At 59.7% G+C, this 20,542-nt stretch carries 12 protein-coding genes and 1 tRNA gene; 6 read left to right on the top strand and 7 right to left on the bottom strand.

The features are described from left to right. Positions 1–20 precede the first annotated feature (20 nt). The 4 genes from ACSQ3F_RS03695 to ACSQ3F_RS03680 all read right to left on the bottom strand — a co-directional run bounded on the left by ACSQ3F_RS03695 (position 21) and on the right by ACSQ3F_RS03680 (position 11,015). A complete protein-coding gene (locus ACSQ3F_RS03695) occupies positions 21–6,857 on the bottom strand; it encodes a beta strand repeat-containing protein (RefSeq protein ID WP_436098982.1) in 6,837 nt (2,278 codons plus the stop codon). A gap of 379 nt (positions 6,858–7,236) precedes the next feature. Beyond that, entirely contained in the window at positions 7,237–8,394 is a 1,158-nt protein-coding gene (locus ACSQ3F_RS03690; protein WP_436098981.1) for a UDP-galactopyranose/dTDP-fucopyranose mutase family protein, read from the bottom strand. A 42-nt stretch (positions 8,395–8,436) separates the two neighbouring features. Continuing rightward, positions 8,437–10,491 carry an O-linked N-acetylglucosamine transferase family protein gene (locus ACSQ3F_RS03685; RefSeq protein WP_436098980.1) on the bottom strand — a complete coding sequence of 685 codons (2,055 nt, stop codon included), beginning with the start codon at positions 10,489–10,491 and terminating at the stop codon, positions 8,437–8,439. Positions 10,492–10,808: 317 nt separating this feature from the next. Further along, positions 10,809–11,015: a hypothetical protein gene (locus ACSQ3F_RS03680; RefSeq protein ID WP_436098979.1), complete on the bottom strand. Its 207-nt coding sequence runs from the start codon at positions 11,013–11,015 to the stop codon at positions 10,809–10,811. 98 nt (positions 11,016–11,113) lie between these two features. Here ACSQ3F_RS03680 and ACSQ3F_RS03675 point away from each other — a divergent pair, with 98 nt between their 5' ends. Then, positions 11,114–11,323 carry a helix-turn-helix domain-containing protein gene (locus ACSQ3F_RS03675; RefSeq protein WP_436098978.1) on the top strand — a complete coding sequence of 70 codons (210 nt, stop codon included), beginning with the start codon at positions 11,114–11,116 and terminating at the stop codon, positions 11,321–11,323. Between the two features lie 98 nt (positions 11,324–11,421). On the opposite strand, the gene ACSQ3F_RS03670 is transcribed toward ACSQ3F_RS03675, so the two are convergent. Both ACSQ3F_RS03670 and ACSQ3F_RS03665 read right to left on the bottom strand, forming a co-directional pair. Then, positions 11,422–11,497: transfer RNA gene (locus ACSQ3F_RS03670), tRNA-Thr, on the bottom strand. 123 nt (positions 11,498–11,620) lie between these two features. Next, on the bottom strand, positions 11,621–12,580 hold the full coding sequence (locus ACSQ3F_RS03665; RefSeq protein ID WP_436098977.1) for an NAD(P)H-dependent flavin oxidoreductase: 960 nt from the start codon (positions 12,578–12,580) through the stop codon (positions 11,621–11,623). Between the two features lie 394 nt (positions 12,581–12,974). On the opposite strand from ACSQ3F_RS03665, the gene ACSQ3F_RS03660 reads away from it, so the two are divergent. Then, the gene (locus ACSQ3F_RS03660; protein ID WP_436098976.1) at positions 12,975–14,102 is read left to right on the top strand and encodes a biotin transporter BioY; all 1,128 of its coding nucleotides are present in this window, start codon (positions 12,975–12,977) and stop codon (positions 14,100–14,102) included. 24 nt (positions 14,103–14,126) lie between these two features. Here the strand turns inward: ACSQ3F_RS03660 and ppk2 are convergent, their stop codons facing one another. Further along, positions 14,127–15,008 (bottom strand): polyphosphate kinase 2, encoded by an 882-nt coding sequence (gene ppk2, locus ACSQ3F_RS03655; protein WP_436098975.1) that lies wholly within the window; start codon positions 15,006–15,008, stop codon positions 14,127–14,129. 145 nt (positions 15,009–15,153) lie between these two features. Between ppk2 and phoR the strand changes: the two genes are divergently transcribed. The 4 genes from phoR (at position 15,154) to pstA (ending at position 20,533) form a co-directional block, all read left to right on the top strand. Next, the gene (gene phoR, locus ACSQ3F_RS03650) at positions 15,154–16,401 is read left to right on the top strand and encodes a phosphate regulon sensor histidine kinase PhoR (RefSeq protein WP_436102024.1); all 1,248 of its coding nucleotides are present in this window, start codon (positions 15,154–15,156) and stop codon (positions 16,399–16,401) included. A 194-nt stretch (positions 16,402–16,595) separates the two neighbouring features. Further along, on the top strand, positions 16,596–17,630 hold the full coding sequence (locus ACSQ3F_RS03645) for a substrate-binding domain-containing protein (RefSeq protein ID WP_436098974.1): 1,035 nt from the start codon (positions 16,596–16,598) through the stop codon (positions 17,628–17,630). 99 nt (positions 17,631–17,729) lie between these two features. After that, entirely contained in the window at positions 17,730–19,214 is a 1,485-nt protein-coding gene (gene pstC / locus ACSQ3F_RS03640) for a phosphate ABC transporter permease subunit PstC (protein ID WP_436098973.1), read from the top strand. Then, on the top strand, positions 19,211–20,533 hold the full coding sequence (gene pstA, locus ACSQ3F_RS03635; RefSeq protein ID WP_436098972.1) for a phosphate ABC transporter permease PstA: 1,323 nt from the start codon (positions 19,211–19,213) through the stop codon (positions 20,531–20,533). The genes pstC and pstA overlap by 4 nt, the downstream gene beginning before the upstream one ends. Positions 20,534–20,542: the final 9 nt, after the last annotated feature.

Genomic DNA, 20,542 nt, shown 5'->3' with positions numbered 1-20,542 from the left:
ACAGTGCTTGCAAACTAAAATCAGATTGTCAGATAAGCCGAAATGACTGCCGCTATCTGATCCGAATCCAGAGCCCCCATCTGCGAGTCCATCAAGGCGTCCAGTTGTTCGCTCGACAGGCTCTCAATGTCTTCCGTGGACAACCCCGCTACACCGGTTGAGCTGAACGACGCGATATCTTCCGTCGAGAAGGTTGCCAGATCGTCGGTGGTCAATGCCGCGATTTGCTCTGAAGTCAGGGCGCTGACCTGGGCGGATGTCAAAGCCTCAGCCTGCTCTGTGGTCAAGGCGGCGATGACCCTGGTGCTCAATCCCGAGACCGCACCCGAGCTCAAGGCGATGATATCATCGGTGGAGAACTGGGCGATGTCGTCTGTGCCCAGCGCGGCGGCCTGTATTGCGTTCAGGGCGCTGACCTGCGACGTGGACAATGCCGCGGTCTGGGCAGTGCTCAAGGCCGCCACCTGATTGTAACCCAGCGAAGCAATCTGGCTTGCCGTCAAAGCGGCAATTTCGTCAGTGGAAAGGGCCGCGATAACAGCTGTGGATAGTCCCTTTATGGCGGCCGAGCCGATCAACGCAAGCTCGTCGGTTGAGAATGTTTCCAGATCCTCCGTGGTCAGGCCCGCGAGCCCAGCCGAACTCAAAGCGGCAATCTGGTCGGTGGAAAGCGCCTCGATCTGCTCGGCACTCAAGGCGCCGACCTGGTCGCTGCTCAGACCTGAAACGCTGACGGTGCCCCAGGCAGCAATCTCAGCGGTGGAGAGCGCCGCGATAAAATCCGTGGGCAATCCCTTTATGGCATCCGAGCTGATCGCCGCGAGTTCCTCGGTTGAGAACGTTTCCAGGTCGTCCGTGGTCAGGCCCGCGAGTGCATCCGAGCTCAACGCGGCAATCTGGCCGGTGGAAAACGCTTCGATCTGCTCGGCGCTCAAGGCGCCGACCTGGTCGCTGCTCAGACCCGCGATAGCCTTCGTGCTCAAGGCGGCAACCTGATCGGTCGAGAGGGCCGCCAGGTCGCCGGTATCCAGGACCGCGACCTGATTGGAGCCGAGCGCGCTGACCTGCTGGGTCGACAAGGCGTCGATCTGGTCGGTGCTCAAGGCATTGATCTGGGCGGTGGAAAGGCCCGCAATGCCAGCCGTGCCCAAGGCAGCGATCTGATCCGTCGAAAAGGCGGCTATCTTGTCTGTGGACAACCCCAATACGGCACTCGAGCTGATCGCCGCGATATCGGCGGTTGAGAAAGTTTCCAGATCGTCCGTGCCGAGCACAGCAATCTGCTTCGAACTCAGCGCAGCAACCTGCTTGGCAGACAAGGCCTCAATCTGGTCGGTGCTCAAGGCATTGATCTGGGCGGTGGAAAGGCCCGCAATTCCAGCCGTGCTCAAGGCGGCAATCTGGTCCGTCGAAAACGCGGCTATCGTGTCTGTGGACAATCCTGATACGGCACTCGAGCTGATCGCCGCGATATCGGCGGTTGAGAAAGTCTCCAGATCGTCCGTGCCCAGGGCGGCAATCTGCGTCGAACTCAGCACTGCAACCTGGTCAGCGGTCAAGGCCTCAATCTGGTCGGCACTGAACGCATTGATCTGGCCGGTGGAAAGGCCCGCTATGCCGGCCGTGTCCAAGGCGGCAATCTGGTCGGTCGAGAGGGCCGCCAGGTCGTCGGTACCCAAAGCTGCAACTTGCTTGGAACCGAGAGCGCTGACCTGGGCAGTGGTCAAGGCCTCAATCTGGTCGGTGCTGAAGGCATTGATCTGGTCGGTGGAAAGGCCCGCAATTCCAGCCGTGCTCAAGGCGGCAATCTGGCCCGTCGAAAAGGCGGCTATCGTGTCAGTGGACAATCCCGATACGGCACTCGAACTGATCGCCGCGATATCGGCGGTTGAGAAAGTCTCCAGATCGTCCGTGCCCAGCGCCGCAATCTGCGTCGAGCTCAGCACGGCAACCTGGGTAGCGGTCAAGGCCTCAACCTGGTCAGAACTCAAACTAACGATAACTGTAGTGCTCAGGCCCTTGATGCCAGCCGTGCTCAAGGCGGCAACCTGGTCGGTCGAGAGGGCCGCCATGTCGTCGGTACCGAGGGCTGCAACTTGCTTGGAACTGAGAGCGCTGACCTGGGCAGTGGTCAAGGCCTCGATCTGGTCAGTGCTCAACGCGTTGATCTGGTCGGTGGAAAGGCCCGCAATGCCGGCCGTGCTCACGGCTGCAATCTGGTCAGCGTCAAGGGCCGCCATGAGGCCTGTTGACAATCCCGATATGGCACTCGAACTGATCGCCGCGATGTCCTTGGTCGAGAAAGTTGCTATGTCGTCCGTTCCCAGGACAGCGACCTGCGTAGAGCTGAGAGCGCCGACCTGGGCAGTGGTCAAGGCCTCAACCTGATCGTTGGTCAAAATCCCGATATGATCGGTGCTCAGTCCCACAATGCCAGCCGTGCTCAAGGCCGCAATCTGGTCGGTCGAGAGGGCCGCCATGTCGTCGGTGCCGAGGGCTGCAACTTGCTTGGAACTGAGAGCGCTGACCTGGGCGGTTGTCAGGGCCTCGATCTGGTCGGTGCTCAACGCATTGATCTGGCCGGTGGTAAGGCCCGCTATGCCCGCCGTGCTCAAGGCTTCAATCTGGTCCGTCGAAAACGCGGCTATCGTGTCTGTTGACAACCCCGATACGGCACTCGAACTGATCGCCGCGATGTCCCTGGTCGAGAAAGTTGCCAGATCGTCCGTACTCAAGGCAGCGACTTGCTTGGAGCCAAGAGCGCCCAACTGAGCAGTGGTCAAGGCCCCAACCTGATCGGTGCTCAAAGCAATGATCAGGTTGGGGCTCAGGCCTGCCATGCCCGCCGTGCTCAGGGCGGCAATCTGGTCGGTCGAAAAAGCCGCTATATCGTCCGTGCTCAAGGTAGCGACCTGTTTGGAGCTGAGAACGCCGACCTGGGCAGTGGACAAGGCCTCAATCTGGTCGCTGCTCAAGGCATAGACCTGTCTGGTGGTCAGTCCCGCCATGCCGCCCGTGCTCAGGGCGGTAATTTGGTCGGTCGAGAGGGCTGCTATGACAGCTGTGGACAATCCCGATATGGCATCCGCACTGATCGCTGCGATGTCCGTGGTCGAGAAGGCCTCCATGTCGCCCGTATCAAGCACTGTGATTTGTTGGGAGCTGAGAACGCTGATCTGCGTGGTAGACAAGGCCGCGATCTGGTCGGAGCTCAGGGCGTCGATCTGGTCGGTGGAAAGGCCCGCAATGCCCGCCGTGCTCAAGGCGGCAATCTGGTCGGTCGAGAGGGCTGCTATGACAGCTGTCGACAATTCCGACATGACATCCGCACCGATCGCCGCGATGTCCGTGGTCGAAAAAGCTGCTATGTCGTCCGTTCCCAGGACCGCGACCTGTGCAGAGTTGAGTGTGCCGACCTGGGCGGTGGTCAAGGCCTCAGCCTGGCCAGAGCTCAAGGCAACGATCTGTTTGGTGTTCAGGCCCGCAATGCCCGCCGTGCTCAGGGCGGCAATCTGGCCGGTCGAGAGGGCTGCTATATCGTCCGTGCTCAAGGCAGCGACTTGCGCCGAACTCAGCGCTGCAACCTGCTTGGTGGTCAAAACAGCGACCTGGTCGGAGCTCAGGGCGTCGATCTGGTCGGTGGAAAGGCCCGCAATGCCCGCCGTGCTCAAGGCGGCAATCTGGTCGGTCGAGAGGGCTGCTATGACAGCTGTCGACAATCCCGATATGGCACCCGCACCGATCGCCGCGATGTCCTTGGTCGAGAAAGCTGCTATGTCGTCCGTTCCCAGGACAGCGACCTGTGTAGAGCTGAGAGCGCCGGCCTGGGCGGTGGTCAAGGCCTCAACCTGGCCAGAGCTCAAGGCAACGATCTGTTTGGTGTTCAGGCCTGCAATGCCAGCCGTGCTCAGCGCGGCAATCTGGCCGGTGGACAATACGGCGATATTATCCGTGCTCAAGGCAGCGACTTGCACCGAACTCAGCGCTGCAACCTGCTTGGTGGTCAAAACAGCGATCTGGCCGGTGGTCAGGGTGTCGATCTGGTCGGTGGAAAGGCCCGTAATGCCCGCCGTGCTCAAGGCGGCAATCTGGTCAGCGGAAAGGGCCGCCATCAGGCCTGCTGACAATCCCGATATGGCACCCGAACTGATCGCCGCGATGTCCTTGGTCGAGAAAGCTGCTATGTCGTCCGTTCCCAGGACAGCGACCTGGGTAGAGTTGAGTGTGCCGACCTGGGCGGTGGTCAAGGCCTCAACCTGGCCGGAGCTCAAGGTAACGATCTGATTGGTGCTCAGGCCTGCAATGCCAGCCGTGCTCAGGGCGGCAATCTGGCCGGTGGACAATACAGCGACATTGTCCGTGCTCAAGGCAGCGACTTGCGCCGAGCGCAGCGCTGCAACCTGCTTGGTGCTCAAAACAGCGATCTGGCCGGTGGTCAAGATGTCGACCTGGTCGGTGGAAAGGCCCGTAATGCCCGCCGTGCTCAAGGCGGCAATCTGGTCGGTGGACAATACAGCGACATTGTCTGTGCTCAAGGCAGCGACTTGCGCCGAACTCAGCACTTCAATCTGATTGGTGCTCAAAACGGCGATCTGGCCGGTGCTCAGGGCGTCGATCTGGTTCGCGCTCAGGCCTGCCATACCCTTCGTGCTCAGGGCGGCAAGCTGGGCAATGGAAAGGGCCGCGATGACGTCTGTCGACAATCCCGATATGGCACGCGAACTGATCGCCGCGATATCATTTGTCGTGAAAGTTGCGAGATCGTCCGTATCCAGGGCTGCAAGCTGCGTAGAACTGAGAATACCGATCTGTGCAGAGGAAAAGGCTTCAACCTGGCCGGTGGACAAGGCTTCAATCTGATCGCTGCGCAGGCCCGCGATACCCTTCGTGCTCAGGGCTGCAACCTGGGCAGTGGAAAGGGCCGCGATGAGGTCTGTCGACAGTCCCGATATGGCACTCGAGCTGATCGCCGCGATATCATTTGTCGAGAAAGTTGCGAGATCGTCCGTATCCAGGGCTGCAAGCTGCGTAGAACTGAGAACACCGATCTGTGCAGAGGAAAAGGCTTCAACCTGGCCGGTAGACAAGACGTCAATCTGATCGGTGCTCAGGCCAATGATGCCAGCCGCGCTCAAGGCGGCAATCTGGCCGGTGGACAATATCTCGACATTGTCCGTGCTCAAGGCAGCGACTTGCGTCGAACTCAACGTCTTGACCTGTGTGACGGATAGTGCCGCAGCCTGGCCGGTGGACAAGGTAGCGATCTGCGCGGTCGTCAGGCTCGCGACCGCACTCGTGCTCAACGCGGCAATCTGGTCGGTGGAAAGGGACGCGACAACATCCGTGGTCAGGCCCGATACGGCCTTGCTGATCGCTGCAATATCGGCGGTCGAGAATGTCGCGATGTCGTCCGTCCCCAGGGCCGCAAGCTGCGTCGAAGTCAGCGACTTCACCTGTAGGGAGGATAGTGCCTCGGCCTGGCCGGTGGACAAGGCGGCGATCTGGCTGGAAGTCAGGCCGGCGACGCCCTTCGTGCTCAGGGCGGCAACCTGATCGGTGGACAATACAGCGACCTTGTCCGTGCTCAAGGTAGCGACTTGCGTTGAACTCAACGTCCTGACCTGTGTGACGGATAGTGCCGCAGTCTGGCTGGTGGACAAGCTGGCGATCTGTGCCGTCGTCAGGCTTGCGACCGCACTCGCGCTCAATGCGGCAATCTGGTCGGTGGAAAGGGACGCGACAACATCCGTGGTCAGGCCCGATACGGCCTTGTTGCTGATCGCTGCAATATCGGCGGTCGAGAATGTCGCAATGTCGTCCGTCCCCAGGGCCGCAAGCTGTCTTGCGCTCAGCGACTTCACCTGTAAGGAGGATAGTGCCTCGGCCTGGCTGGCGGACAAGGCGGCGATCTGTGTGGTCGCAAGGCTCGCGACCGCACTCGTGCTCAAGGCGGCAATCTGGTCGGTGGAAAGGGACGCGATAACAGCCGTGGTCAGGCCCGATACGGCCTTGTTGCTGATCGCTGCAATATCGGCGGTCGAGAATGTCGCAATGTCGTCCGTCCCCAGGGCCGCCAGCTGTCCCGCGCTCAGCGACTTCACCTGTGCGACGGATAGTGCCTCGACCTGGCTGGTGGACAAGGTGGCGATCTGTACGGTCGTCAGGCTCGGGACCGCGCTCACGCTCAATGCGGCAATCTGGTCGGTGGAAAGCGCGGCAATGTCGTCCGTGCTCATGGCCTTGATTTGCGACGCTTTGAGAGCACTGATCTGGGCCGTCCTCAAGACGGCAACCTGGTCGGTCGACAAGGCCCCGATCTGTGCGGTCGCAAGGCTCGCGATCGCACTCGTGCTCAAGGCGGCGATCTGGTCGGAGGAAAGGGACGCGATAACAGCCGTGGTCAGGCCCGCTACGGCTTTATTGCTGATCGCTGCAATATCAGCGGTTGAGAAGGTTGCCAGGTCATCCGTACCTAAGGCCGCGAGCTGCGACCCGCTAAGGGCGGTGACTTGAGACGAGGTCAAGGCTTCCGCCTGATCTGTCGTTAAACCACGAATCTGTGTGGTGGTGAGTGCTGCAACCTGACTAGAGCCCAGACGTTCGACGTCATATTTATCCAGAACAGCCAATTGATCCAGAGTCAAACCAACGATGGCGCGTTGTGAAATAGCACTTAACTGCTGGCTACTGAGGACGTCGACATCCTCCGTGTCCAAAGCGGCGATTTGAGCTGAGGAAAGCGAATTGATCTGCTTTGTTGAAAGTGACGCCACGTCTTCCGTGGACCAGGCAGCAACGGTCGCCGTTGAAAGCGATCTGATCTGACTGGTGCTCAGGGAAGAAATGGTAGAAGTCATGAGTGAAGTCCCTTGATGCTAGCCGATTGTCCAAATCAATTTAATTTACCAACAGACGCCCTGGAAAAGAGGCAGTCCTCAACAAAAGAACCTCCAGCGTATCCACGGCCGGCAGCCGGCGTTGCCTGTCTGGCCGGGAGCCGAGATTGCTACCGGTCATTGAAGCCACCGTCTGGCAAAAGGATTATAGGCGAATTGGCTTGCCCGAACCTGAAGTTGTACGCTTGATCCGGTTTTTGCGACGGCCCATGCGGTTGACTTGCCTTGGCAAAACACGCGCTGCTGCCAAAGCATCCGCGATGAACTTGCTTCGGGAAAGCGGAGAAGTCTTCTTCAGATGAATGGAAACCTCTCCACTTTCCCGAAGCAGGTCCAACTTTCAGGCCGGCGGATGCAGGAATGCAGGCATTGGCGCGTTCCCGGCGTTTCTGGACAGATAGAGTCGTGCGGTGTCCAGCGCCTCGCGGATCGTCACATCCATGTCGAGATAGCGGTATGTTCCAAGCCGACCGACAAAGGTGACGGAGGTCTCCTGCCCGGCTCGCGCGACATATTGCGCAAGCTGCTCCTTCTCCTGGATCAGGCGGATCGGATAGTAGGGGATGTCCTCAGGGCCGCAGGCACGGGAAAACTCGCGATAGCAGACCGAGCCGGCATGTTCTTCCCATGGTGAGAAATGCTTGTGCTCGGTCACGCGCGTATAGGGTATGGAAACATCCCCGTAGTTCATGACCGCGCAACCCTGGTAATCGCCCTCATAGGTGAAGCGTTCGAAATCCAGCGTGCGATATCCCAAACGACCATATTCGTAGTCGAAATAGCCGTCGAGCGGACCGGAATAGAATATGTGATCGAAGTCTTTGTCCCGGCTGCGGTGAAACTGTGTTTCGAGATGGACCGTGATGTTTGTGTGATCGAGAATTCGCCCGACCATGTCGGTATAGCCATTTTCGGGCATGCCCTGGTATTCATGGAAGAAGTAGTTGTCGTCATAGTTGAAACGCACCGGAAGCCGTTTCAGGATGGAAGCCGGCAGTTCGGTTGGCGAACAGCCCCATTGTTTCTGCGTATACCCCTTAAAGAAAGCATCATACAGGTCCTTGCCGACGAATCGCAGAGCCTGTTCTTCGAAGGTCCTTGGGGCTTCCATGGCTTTGTCGGCCAGTTCCTCAATGAAAGCGCGCGCCTCGTCAGGTCTGAAAGCCTTGCCGAAAAACTGGTTGATCGTATGCAGGTTGATGGGCAGGGAATATACTTGCGCATTGCTTGTCGTTTTGACGCGATTCTTATAGGGCATAAACGTCTGGAAGCGGTTCACATAGTCCCAGACTTCGCAGTCATCCGTGTGAAAAATGTGCGGCCCATATATATGGACCATAACCCCGGTGTCCTTGTCGCGCTCTGTGTGGCAATTCCCGGCGATATGGCTGCGGGTGTCGAAGACTTCGACCTCATGGCCCGCCTCGGCGAGTTCTCGCCCGATGACCGCACCTGAAAGGCCGGCGCCAACAGCAGCAATTTTTTCAATCCGAGGCATTCCGAACCAGCTCTTTCTGGGTGCGCGTGCGCTTAATATCACTCATGTCCTTGAAACCGTTGTCCCCGTCCAGAGGCGGCAGTCGAACGGAATGGGCGCATAATTGTGCCACTCAGCCAGCTGCTCGAGGTAACGTTGCCTGTAAGTGTGATCGTCCGAAAACTCGATATTGTCTTGAACGAGTTCGGCCCCGATTTCGTAATACAGATCGAGATTGCGCAGGTCTGGCACCGGTGTTTCACCGCGCTCGCATTCTGCCTGCATTTGCCAGAACAGCTCTTCGAGGCGGCGGGCAAGAGCCGGAATGTCGCGCAATGAGCTGGTTTCCCGTTCAGCCTGCAAGGACTCCCTAATTTTCTTGAGGCTCTTGGGGTCCTTCGCAAATCCGATGGCCTTTTCGATATAGTGCTCGGGCCCAATGCAAATCAGCTCCGGAACGCCGGCGGCTGCAACAATGCTGTGGCAGAAACGTGCCGCGAAGCTCTTGCCGGGGAATGTAAGGACCGGCAATCCCATGGTCAAAGCATCAGCGGCGGTTGAGTGCGCTCCATAGGGGAACGTGTCGAGGAAGAGATCGGCGAGAGCGATTCGAGCGAGATGCTTTGCATTCGGTGCCTTGGGCGCAAAAATGAGGCGCTCGGGCGCGACACCGGCCTTCTCGGCCGCCTGGCGCAGGCGTTGATCCACACTGTCGTTTCCGGTGAGCAGCCAGAGCACGCTGCCGGGCGCCGCGATAAGAATTTTCATCCACTGAGCAAAGGTACCTCCGGTGATCTTCTGCATGCCGTTGAAGCAGGCAAAGACGAAAGCGTCCTCAGGCAGCCCCGCCTCCGTTCGCGACGGCTTTTCGGCAATCACCCTCTTGCGGTCGACGGGCTGGCTGCACGGAATCCTCAGCACTTTTTCTGAGTAATAGTTTTCGTTTTCGGGCGGGACGATGCGCTCGTCCGCGATCATATATTGATGGAACGGGCTGCCCATGGAACCCGGATAGCCGCAAAAATTGACGATGACCGGCGCCGGACGGTAGGCGAAGATCTTGGTTCTCGCATGTTTGGTGTAACCGTTGACATCGACCAGAATATCGATGTCGTCGCCGGCGATTTGCCTTGCCGCCTCCGCGTCGCTGAGTGCGGCTATATCGCACCAGGAATCGACGGCATTCTTCATCCGCGTCTGCGTTGCGTCGTTCGCAACCGGCTCGCCGCAATAATAAGCGTAGATTTCAACGCTCGCCTTATCGTGCAGTTCCAGCACTTCTCTGAGCGCGAAACCAACCGCGTGGTCACGCAAATCCGAGGAAACATAGCCGACGCGGAGGCGCTGGCCGGTTCCTGACTTCTGCTTCGGCGCTTTGCGGGGGAAGCCGCTGGTGTCGGGACGTCCGACGAAGGATTTATTATAGCGATAGGCTTTGGCGAGCTGGAACAACGGATCGTCGGAATAACAGGCGAGCGCCAGGGGCGATGTGGCATCAAGCAATTGCCGCATGGAGACATGGTCCGACGAAACCAACATCGGCCACTTGCATTGGCGCTGCCGCAGAGCGCTCCAATGTTGACCGGCCTCCGTCTTGTCGGGCCGCAATTCGATTGCTTGCCACAAAGCGGTTTCCGCCTCTTCCAACAGGCCTGCGTTTTCCATGACGCGGCCGATGTGCTGAAGCGCCATCAGGCGATGCACAACCCGGTCAGCCGTGCTCTCCGCGGTCATCTCCACGAAACTCTGCCAGTGCTGAATGGCTTGCGTGGCAAGGCCGCTGTCTTCGAACGCCCGGCCAAGATTGATATGTGCCGGCCCGAACCGCGGATCAAGTTTCAGGCAGGCACGCAGCGCGTGGATCGATCCCGCAACATCACCCAACTGCCGCAGGGTGACGGCATAATTGAAATGCACGAGATGCAAGAAGGGATGGGCCTCGTTGAATGCGATCCAAACCTTGTAAATCTCTGCCGCCTCAGTTCTTTCTCCGGCAGCGTTCCGGCTTTCGGCACACTGAAACAACTCCGTGAAGGACAGGCGCTGAGTGCGCGCAAGCTCCAACATGCCGGCGAGAGGCGGAACAGGACTTGAGGCTGATGCATCATTGGAAACCATGGACATCCCACGAGGTTGGCGGCGCGACGGCCGGCGTTGCAGCCATTTGCGAAAAGGTTGCCTGTAGTTAACTGTCCTAGCTTGCTTTAGGCGTGTCACCTGTCCGATTTTTGGTGATTTCCAGCGCCACCTGCCGATTTTCCTCAATCGGCCCTTCAGCGTGTCGTTGGCATAGGCGCCTTTGGCGAAGACATGCTTGAGCGGGGTTATATGCGGCGGCTTTGGTTTTGCGGCGTGTGAGGCTCGCGGTTTGGCGGGTCGAGGAGCATGAGGGCCGGTTTTTCGTCCAGTTGCGGGGCATGGCTGACGATATGGAGTTAGTCGTCAACCCCGCGACGGACCGAGTAGATCAATTCGCCGTCGAGCGCGGCTGCGGCCCGTTTGCTCGCGACCCGGAAGCGCATCAGCATGGCGATCAGGGCGAGAAGGAAGCCGCGCGGGATGAGCAGCCAGAGCGCCTTGATCCAGCCCGGCGAGGATTGGAACGTGTCGAGCAAGTCCGCCCAGAAATTGTAATCGCCCATTTGCCTTAGCCCCATGACCTATCGAGCGATTTATAACTCAAACAAATATGTATTAAAATACATGGAGAAAATTTCTGTGAAGCGCCCATGTGCCGTTCATGGAAGTCAAGAAACGCTTCGGAAAGGCCGTAAAAGAAAAGCGGAATGCAATCGGCATTTCGCAAGAGGAATTGGCCATGCGCATAGGTGCGGACCAAGCTTATATAAGCCGAATAGAAGCCGGTCAGATGAACGTGACTATCGAGACGGCTGAGCAAATTGCGAATGTATTGCAGGTCGACGTCGGAGACCTGTTTATTGCTCAATAGAACCTGCAATAAAAGACGCGGTCGGGCTATGCCGACATATTGCGCTGTCTGGTTTCAGGGTAACTTTTTGTAGAGCGAAGAATAAATTTAGAGCTCTATGGTGCCGCTTGCAGGACTCGAACCTGCGACCCCATCATTACGAATGATGTGCTCTACCACCTGAGCTAAAGCGGCCCGCAAACGTTCCGCGATGCAGCGGAGCGATGTGTGAGGGGCTGATACCTGCAAACCGATGGGATTTCAAGCCATCAGTTTGCAGAACCGGAAAAAACCTCGGGACGACGGAAAGGCGCTGTTTTAGAGCGACAGTCTCTGGCGCGCTTCGTCATATTCGCGCGCAAGCCGATCGACCAAAGAAGAGACGGGCACGATCTCGGTTACGGCGCCGATGCCCTGGCCACAGCCCCAGATATCCTTCCAGGCCTTGGTGCCCGTCGTTGCGGTCTCGAAGTCCATCTTCGAAGGATCGGCCTCCGGCAGTTGCTCCGGATCCATGCCGGCGGCGACGATCGAGGGTTTTAGATAATTGCCATGGATGCCGGTGAAATAGTTGGAATAGACGATATCGCCAGCGCTGCTGTCGACGATCATCTGCTTGTAGGCGTCGCTGGCGCGCGCCTCGGTGGTGGCGATGAAGGACGAGCCGATATAGGCCATGTCGGCGCCCATCGCCTGTGCGGCAAGCACAGCACCGCCAGTGGAAATGGCGCCCGAGAGCAGAAGCGGCCCGTCGAACCATGTGCGGATTTCCTGGACGAGGGCGAAGGGAGAGAGCGTTCCGGCATGGCCGCCGGCACCGGCAGCAACCGCGATCAATCCGTCGGCGCCCTTGCGGATTGCGGAATTGGCGTGCCGATTGTTGATGACGTCGTGCAGCACGATGCCGCCATAGGAATGGATCGCCGCATTGACCTCAGGCACGGCGCCGAGCGAAGAAATGACGATCGGGACCTTGTATTTGACGCAGAGCATCAGGTCATGCTCGAGCCGCTTGTTGGACTTGTGGACGATCTGATTGACGGCGAAGGGCGCGGCCGGCTTGCCGGGATTACGGGCGTTGTGGGCAGCGAGTTCCTCGGTGATCTCGGCCAGCCACTCATCCAGCTGCGCTTCCGGCCGGGCATTGAGCGCCGGAAACGAGCCAACGACGCCCGCCTTGCACTGGGCGATCGTCAGCGCCGGATGCGAGATGATGAACAGGGGGGCTGCGACGACGGGCAGCCGCGTGGTGCCGTTGAGAATGGCTGGCAATGACAAGAATTCGCTCCCGTTTCAATTTTTGACGTTTCCGTAAACGTAAGAACTTTATCAGCGCCGGTGGATTTTGCAAAGGGTGCTTGAGCCGCGTTGGCTCGGCAAGCGAGCAAAATCGTCCGTGTTTTCCCCGGCGCCGGCCGTCAGTTTGACATGCGAGGCTTGCAGATCGCGGCGTCAACCGTTACCCAATTGTTAACACACCCTAAAGCGCGCCGGTTTCACGGGAACGATGGCCGCGACGACGGATGCTTGTGGAACCGGAACGCTGCCGTGCAGCAGCGTTTTCGGGGCAATGTTGGTTGCATGTCTGCCCGGCTCCGGGGCTTCGGCCCCAGCGCGACATGCCCTTGCGGACCGACCGATGCCGGTCGTCTGCATCAAGTAAGGACGGACAGTGAGCGGACTGGAAACTGCCATCAGACATGCGCTGGAGCGCCCCGACCGGGCGAATTCCGAAACACGCGCGCGCATCTACCAGTCGGCGCGAAACGCGCTGGAGGCCGGCCTGCGCAAGCAGGATGTGCACGATCCGGATGTGATTGCCAAGCAGCGCCACCGCCTTGAAGCCATCATCCATGCCATCGAAGTGGAGGAACGCGCAGCGCTGAAGGCTGCGTCCGTGGCGCCAGCGGTCCGTATGGATGCCGGTCGTCGTGATGACCGTGCCCCGTCGGCGGAACTCGACGATGGACTTCATCTTCCGCCCGAACGCAGCGCTGGCGTGGCCGACAGCCCGGTCGCTGACGGTGGCCTTGCCGGTCTGCGTCCCGACCGCCGTGAGGCAAGCCGCGCACCAGAGGCCGCCGCCGTCGAACCGGTCTCCGGCAAACGCGCCAAGGTTGTCCCGCCAAAGCCTCGCCGGCGCAAGCGTGGCAGTTTGCTGTCCTTCGTCATGGTCGTGACGACCCTCGTCGCCGCGTTCGGCACGGCGGCCTGGTGGGTGCAAACCAGTGGTCTTTTGAAATCGGCCGCCGAGCGCGATACCAGCGTCGCCAATCCGCCCTCGACGGTGCAGTCCGAGGATTTCGACGGCGCAGAAGGCCTGAAGACGCTTGGAAGCGAGCAGGGCTTCTCCGGCGACTGGGTTGAGGTTTTCAAGCCCGCCGACGCAGCCAACGTCACGGCTGGCAGCCGCGCCTCGGCCGATCCGGTCAGCGACGAGAATGGGCAGCGCCTGCGCATCACGTCGGCGACGGCGGAAGCGGACGGCAATGTCCTCATCGAGATTCCAGCTTCGGTGCTTGGGCAGATTTCCGGCAAGACGTCGACGGTCGCGCTCAGCGTTCAGTCGGATGCGGGCAAGCAGACCCAGTTCTCCGTCGAATGCGATTTCTCGTCGCTCGGCGATTGTGGCCGCCATCGGTTCACGGTGAACGAGGAAAAAAGCGATATGTTGTTCAATGTGACGTTCGATCGCAGCCTGGCACCAAGCGCGCCCGGCCATATCCTGATCAACAGCGACGTGACCGGCGCCGGCAACAGCCTCAGCCTGTTCGCCGTCCGTATCCTTCCCGGGCAGTGACCAGAGTACCTGCGAACGAAGCGGCTACTTCACGAAGCCCGGCCCGAAGCCGAGGATTTTGTTGTCGATCTCGCCGATCGCGCTTTTGTCCTTGCCGTCATAGTCGAGTGTTTTGAGCATATGGCGGATAACGTTGAGGCGGGCGCGGCGCTTGTCGTTGGCACGCACGACCGTCCAGGGCGCATGCTCTGTATGGGTTTCCTTGAGCATCGTGTCGCGCGCCTCGGAGTAGAGATCCCATTTCGTCAGCGCGGCGATATCCATCGGCGAGAGCTTCCAGACCTTCAGCGGATCGTGGCGGCGGTCGTGGAACCGCTTCAACTGCATCTCGCGGCCGATATCCAGCCAGAATTTGAAGAAATGAATGCCGTCGCCAGTGATCAGCTTCTCGAACGGCGGCGTCTGTCTGAGAAAATGCGTATGCTGCTCCGGCGTGCAGAAGCCCATGACCGGCTCGACGCCGCCGCGGTTGTACCAGGAGCGGTCGAACATCACGAATTCGCCAGCCGTCGGGAGATGCGTGACATAGCGCTGATAGTACCATTGGCCCCTTTCCGTTTCTGTCGGCTTGGTCAGGGCGACGACGCGGGCGGAGCGCGGGTTCATGTAGGCGTGCGTGGCATGGATTGCGCCGCCCTTTCCCGCCGCATCGCGCCCTTCGAAGATCGCCACGACACGCCGGCCGGTCGCCTGCAGCCAGAATTGCACCTTGACGAGTTCGATCTGCAGCTTCTCCAGCGTTATATCGAACGTCTCGGCATCGAGCTTTTTGTCATACGGGAAGCCGCCCGAGGCCAGCGCCTCCTTGTCGATCCAATCCGGTAATTCAGGATTGTCGATACCGAAAACGCGCTGTTTGCCACTGACGACGAGTCCGACCGGCTGACTTTTCTCAATTCCCGCCATGATGAGTCCGCCCCCTGCTTCAACGTGCGGCCGGTCGCCGATTTCATGGGAGGAGGCCACAATTGAATTGCGAATTCAAGCATGGCGTGAAAATCATTGTCATGAACCTCCGATATCACCGGTTGATTGCAGGCCGGTAAGAGAGATCATTTTGGAAGAGACAAGAACAGTCTGGGAGCGCCTCAAGGACAGGGCCAGCGCAGAAAAGTGGATCATCGGCCTGTCGACCGTCGTCACGGCTGCCCTTATTCTATCCGGCATTCACACGATCGCCGCGCTGCTGTTCTGGCTTGTGTGGATGACGGCGCTTTTCAACCGTTCGGCCGACCCCACGCCGCCTGCCATGCCCGTGGTCCAGCCTGTGGTCGAGGAGACCGATCTCGGCATGCTTGCCGCCGCCTTCGACGCGCTCGACACGCCAATCCTGGTCGTTGCGCCCGATGAGACCGTGGTTCTGCAGAATCATGCGGCCGAAAAGGCCTTCGGTACCATCCCGCCGAAAACCGATCTGTCGGCGCGGGTTCGCTCACCCGGCATTCTCGACATGGTCCGGGAGACGATCGTCACCGGCAAGGCGAACCAGATCGAACACTCCGAACGGTTTCCGTCGGAATCGGTCTATATCGTGCGGGTCGCTCCGGCGGAAATCGGGACGCTCGCGAATGAGCGGCTCTATGTTCTTTCCTATCGCGACATATCGCAGGCGCGCCGCATCGACCGGATGCGCTCCGATTTCGTTGCCAATGCGAGCCATGAACTGAGGACGCCGCTCGCCTCGCTGCGGGGCTTCATCGAGACGCTGCAGGGCCCCGCGCGCAACGATCCCAAGGCGCACGAGAAATTCCTCGGCATCATGCACGAACAGGCGACGCGGATGAGCCGTCTCGTCGATGATCTGCTTTCGCTGTCGCGGCTGGAACTCAAATCCCACATCGCGCCGGACGAGGCGGTCGATCTCGCGCCGCTGCTCGGTCATGTGCGGGATGCGCTGTCGCCGCTGGCAGAGGATGTCGGTGTGGAGATTTCGCTGGTCGTGCCGGATGATCCGGTCGTCGTTCAGGGCGATCGCGATGAACTGACCGAAGTTTTCGAGAATTTGATCGAAAACGCCTGCAAATATGGCCAGGAGGGGAAAAAGGTGGAAGTGACCCTCTCCGGTGGCGGTGACGCGCCGGCCGAAGTTTCCGTCCGCGACTATGGCCCCGGTATACCAGCCGAGCATGTTCCGCGTATTACCGAACGATTCTATCGGGTTAACGTAGAGGCCAGCCGGTCAAAAAAGGGCACGGGTCTCGGACTTGCCATCGTCAAGCATATCCTCACCCGGCACCGCGCCAGATTGCTGGTCCAATCGGAAATCGGCAAGGGCACGGTGTTTACCGTGAGGTTTTGACACAAACCCATCGCCGAAAAATTCATAACTCAGTTTAATGAAGAAAATTCAGTGGCTTAAGCTGTCACAAATGTTTCGTGAATTTGACATAAAAGGTGAGGTTATCGGGCGCTAACTAGGGCGGCCGATCGATACGGCGAAAGCGAGCGCTGGTGAAAAGCGCACCCACACAAGCCCATTCTGGGAGAATTCTGATGAAAGCCTTGAAACTCACTGTTGCAGCTCTGGTTGCATCCGCCGCTTTTGCTGGCGTTGCTATTGCCCGCGACCAGATCCAGGTTGCCGGTTCCTCGACCGTGCTGCCTTATGCAAAGATCGTCGCTGAAACCTTCGGCGAAACCTTCCCTGACTTCAAGACCCCGATCGTTGAATCGGGCGGCACCGGCGGCGGCCTGAAGGAATTCTGCAAGGGCGTTGGCCCGGAAACGATCGACATCGCCAACGCTTCGCGCAAGATCAAGGACAGCGAACTCGAGACCTGCAAGGCAGCCGGCGTCACCGAGATCCAGGAAGTCAAGATCGGTTATGACGGCATCGTCTTCGCAACCGACTCGGGCAATGCCGACCTGAAGCTGGTTCCGCAGGACCTCTACCTCGCCCTGGCCGCTGAAATCGTCGTTGACGGCAAGCTCGTTGCCAACCCCTACAAGAAGTGGTCGGAAGTCAACAAGGACCTTCCGGACGTTGAAATCGCTGCTTACATCCCGGGCGAAAAGCACGGCACGCGCGAAGTCTTCGAAGAAAAGATCCTGGCTGCTGGCTGCAAGGATGCCGGTGCCAAGGACGTCATCAAGGGCCTCATCGCCGATGAAAAAGCCGCCGCTAAGGCATGCGTCGCAGTCCGCAAGGACGGCCTGGCTGTCGACATCGACGGCGACTACACCGAAACGCTTGCCCGCATCGCTTCCAACAAGAACGGCATCGGCGTCTTCGGTCTCGCCTTCTTTGAAAACAACGCTGACAAGCTGGAGGTCGCAACCGTCAACGGCGTCGTTCCGTCGGTTGAAACCATCGCTTCCGGCGAATATCCGGTTTCCCGCCCGCTGTTCTTCTACGTCAAGAAGGCGCATCTCGGCGTGATCCCGGGCCTCAAGGAATATGTCGAGTTCTTCCTTGACGACCAGATGATCGGCCCGGACAGCCCGCTCGCAGCCTACGGCCTGGTTTCGGCCCCGGATGCAGAGCGCGAAGAAGGCCGCAAGGCTTTCGAAGCGGGCAACATGCTCTAATTCATTGAGCGATATCCGGCACGGCAATCTTGCCGTGCCGGACCTCCCGAGTTCGGATTTACCGGCTTTCAATGATTTAAGGCCGGGGGGGACATGTCGATGAACACATCACTTATATTTTTGCTTGTTTTGATTGTCGGCTTTGCGGCCTATTTCGCCGGACGCTCCCGGGCAATTGCCACCTCGAACGGCAAGCTTTCGGTCCTCCATTCCCTCCCCGGATATCACGGTACCTACGCGGCCATCTGTGCGATCATCCCGGCGGCGTTCGTTCTTGGCGTCTGGGCAATTTCGGCACCCGCCTATATCGACGGCAGCGTGCGCGGCGCCCTTCCGGAAGCGGTGCTCAGCCAGGGCGCGGCGACCACCGAACTCGCGCTTGGCCAGGTGAAGTCCGTCGCCAACGGTTTGAAGCTGCTGGATGACGCGGAACTGGCCGCGCTTAACAACGGCTCCGCCGATCTGCGCGACGTGCTGGCCGCAAACGGTGTTCCACTTGCTGGCAACGGCGAATCCTACATGATCAAATCCGCCGCCCAGTTCAATGCAATGACCTCGACAAGCCGCATCGTCATGGCAGTCGTGGTTCTCCTGATCTCGGTTGCCGGCGCCATCTTCGCGCTGCGCGGCATCTCTGCCCCCTTCCGCGCTCGCAACCAGGTCGAGCGCGTCATGCTCGGCACCCTGATGCTTGCCTCATCCATCGCGATCCTGACGACGATCGGTATCGTCGGCTCGATGCTGTCGGAAGCGATCCGCTTCTTCAATTCGGTTTCAGCGGTCAGCTTCTTCTTCGGCACCGTCTGGGATCCGCGTTTCGCCGCCGCCGGCAGCGAGGCGACGCAGGGCCAGTTCGGCCTCTTGCCGCTCCTCGCAGGCACGCTCTATATCGCTTTCGTCGCCATGCTCTTTGCCGTGCCGATCGGCCTCTTCGCGGCGATCTATATGTCCGAATATGCACGGCCGGCGATCCGCTCGACGGCGAAGCCTCTGCTCGAAATCCTTGCCGGCATCCCGACCATCGTCTACGGCTTCTTCGCCCTCGTCACGGTCGGCCCGTTCCTGCGCGATATTTCCGCCCAGCTGAACGGTCTCGTCACCGGCAACTACGTCTCCTTCATTCAGGCGCAGAGCGTTCTGACGGCGGGTATCGTCATGGGCATCATGCTGATTCCGTTCGTGTCCTCGCTGTCCGACGACATCATCACCCAGGTGCCGCGTGCCCTGCGCGACGGCTCGCTCGGGCTGGGCGCGACCCGGTCGGAGACGATCAAGAAGGTCGTTCTGCCGGCAGCGCTCCCGGGCATCGTCGGCGCGCTGCTCCTCACCGCATCGCGCGCCGTCGGTGAAACCATGATCGTGGTGCTTGCGGCCGGTGTTGCCGCGCGCATGCAGCTCAATCCCTTCGAGGCGATGACGACGGTGACCGTCAAGATCGTCAATCAGCTGACCGGCGACCTTGAGTTCAACTCGCCGCAGACACTGGTGGCTTTCGCGCTTGGGATCACGCTGTTCTGCATCACGCTCTGCCTCAACATCTATGCACTCTACATCGTGCGCAAATATCGGGAACAGTACGAATGACCGAGATCGTTTCCTCTTCGTCCCCCGCCTTCGTGCGCCCCGCTGTAGCCAGACGCGATATCGGCATCAAGCGCCGCTATGCCGCCGAACGCCGTTTCCGTGCCTATGGCATGGCGGCGATCCTCACCGGCCTGTTCTTCCTGTTCGTCCTTCTCTGGACAGTCATTTCGAACGGCTACACGGCCTTCCAGCAGACGACGATCACGCTGCCGATCGAGTTTGCTGAAAAGGTCATCGATCCGAAGAACGAGCGTGCGACAAATCCGGCCAAGCTGATGACGGCCAACTATCCGCTGCTGGTGCGAGACGCTCTCGTCAAGGCGCTCGGCATCGACCCGAAGAGCCGTCCGCTCGTCAAGCAGGCGACGGACATGGTTTCGGCGAGCGCCCGTACTCAACTCCGTGACATTGTGGTCGCCAATCCTTCGGTGATCGGCACGACCATCAACGTGTCGCTTTTAGCGGAAGGCAATATCGACTCGGCCAACAAGGGCCAGATCGACCTGACTGTCGAGGAGGCCAAGCGCAAGGTAAAGGACCAGCAGATCGCCTGGATGAAGACGCTCGCCGATAGCGGTGCCCTGACGAAGGACTTCAACACCGGCATCTTCACCTTCGGCGCCTCCAGCCGCCCGGAAGCGGCAGGCATCGGTGTGGCAGCCCTCGGCTCGCTCTACATGATGCTGATCGTGCTTGCCTTGGCGCTGCCGATCGGCGTCGCCGCGTCCATCTACCTCGAAGAGTTCGCGCCGAAGAACCGGCTGACGGACCTCATCGAGGTCAACATCAACAATCTCGCCGCCGTCCCGTCGATTGTCTACGGTCTGCTTGGCCTGTCGATTTTCATCAACTTCGCCGGAATGCCGCGCTCGGCAGCGGTGGTGGGCGGCCTGGTGCTGACGCTGATGACCCTGCCGACGATCATCATCGCCACCCGTGCGGCGCTGAAGGCCGTCCCGCCATCGATCCGCGCGGCGGCCCTCGGCCTTGGCGCGTCGAAGATGCAGACCATCTTCCACCACGTGTTGCCGCTCGCCATGCCAGGCGTTCTGACCGGCACGATCATCGGTCTTGCGCACGCGCTTGGCGAAACCGCGCCGCTGCTGCTGATCGGCATGGTGGCCTTCGTTGTCGATTTTCCCGGTTCGCCGATGGAACCGTCTACCGCGTTGCCTGTGCAGATCTACATGTGGGCCAACGAAGCCGAACGTGCATTTGTCGAACGGACCTCGGGCGCGATCATCATTCTGTTGATTTTCCTCGTGGTCATGAACCTTGGCGCAATCCTGTTGCGGCGTCGCTTTGAGCGTCGCTGGTAGTGAGGTAAG

It is taken from the genome of Pararhizobium sp. LjRoot238 (genome assembly GCF_964252955.1).
In the GTDB taxonomy this organism is placed as follows: Bacteria; Pseudomonadota; Alphaproteobacteria; order Rhizobiales; family Rhizobiaceae; genus Pararhizobium.
This window is presented reverse-complemented; position numbering and strand designations above follow the sequence as displayed.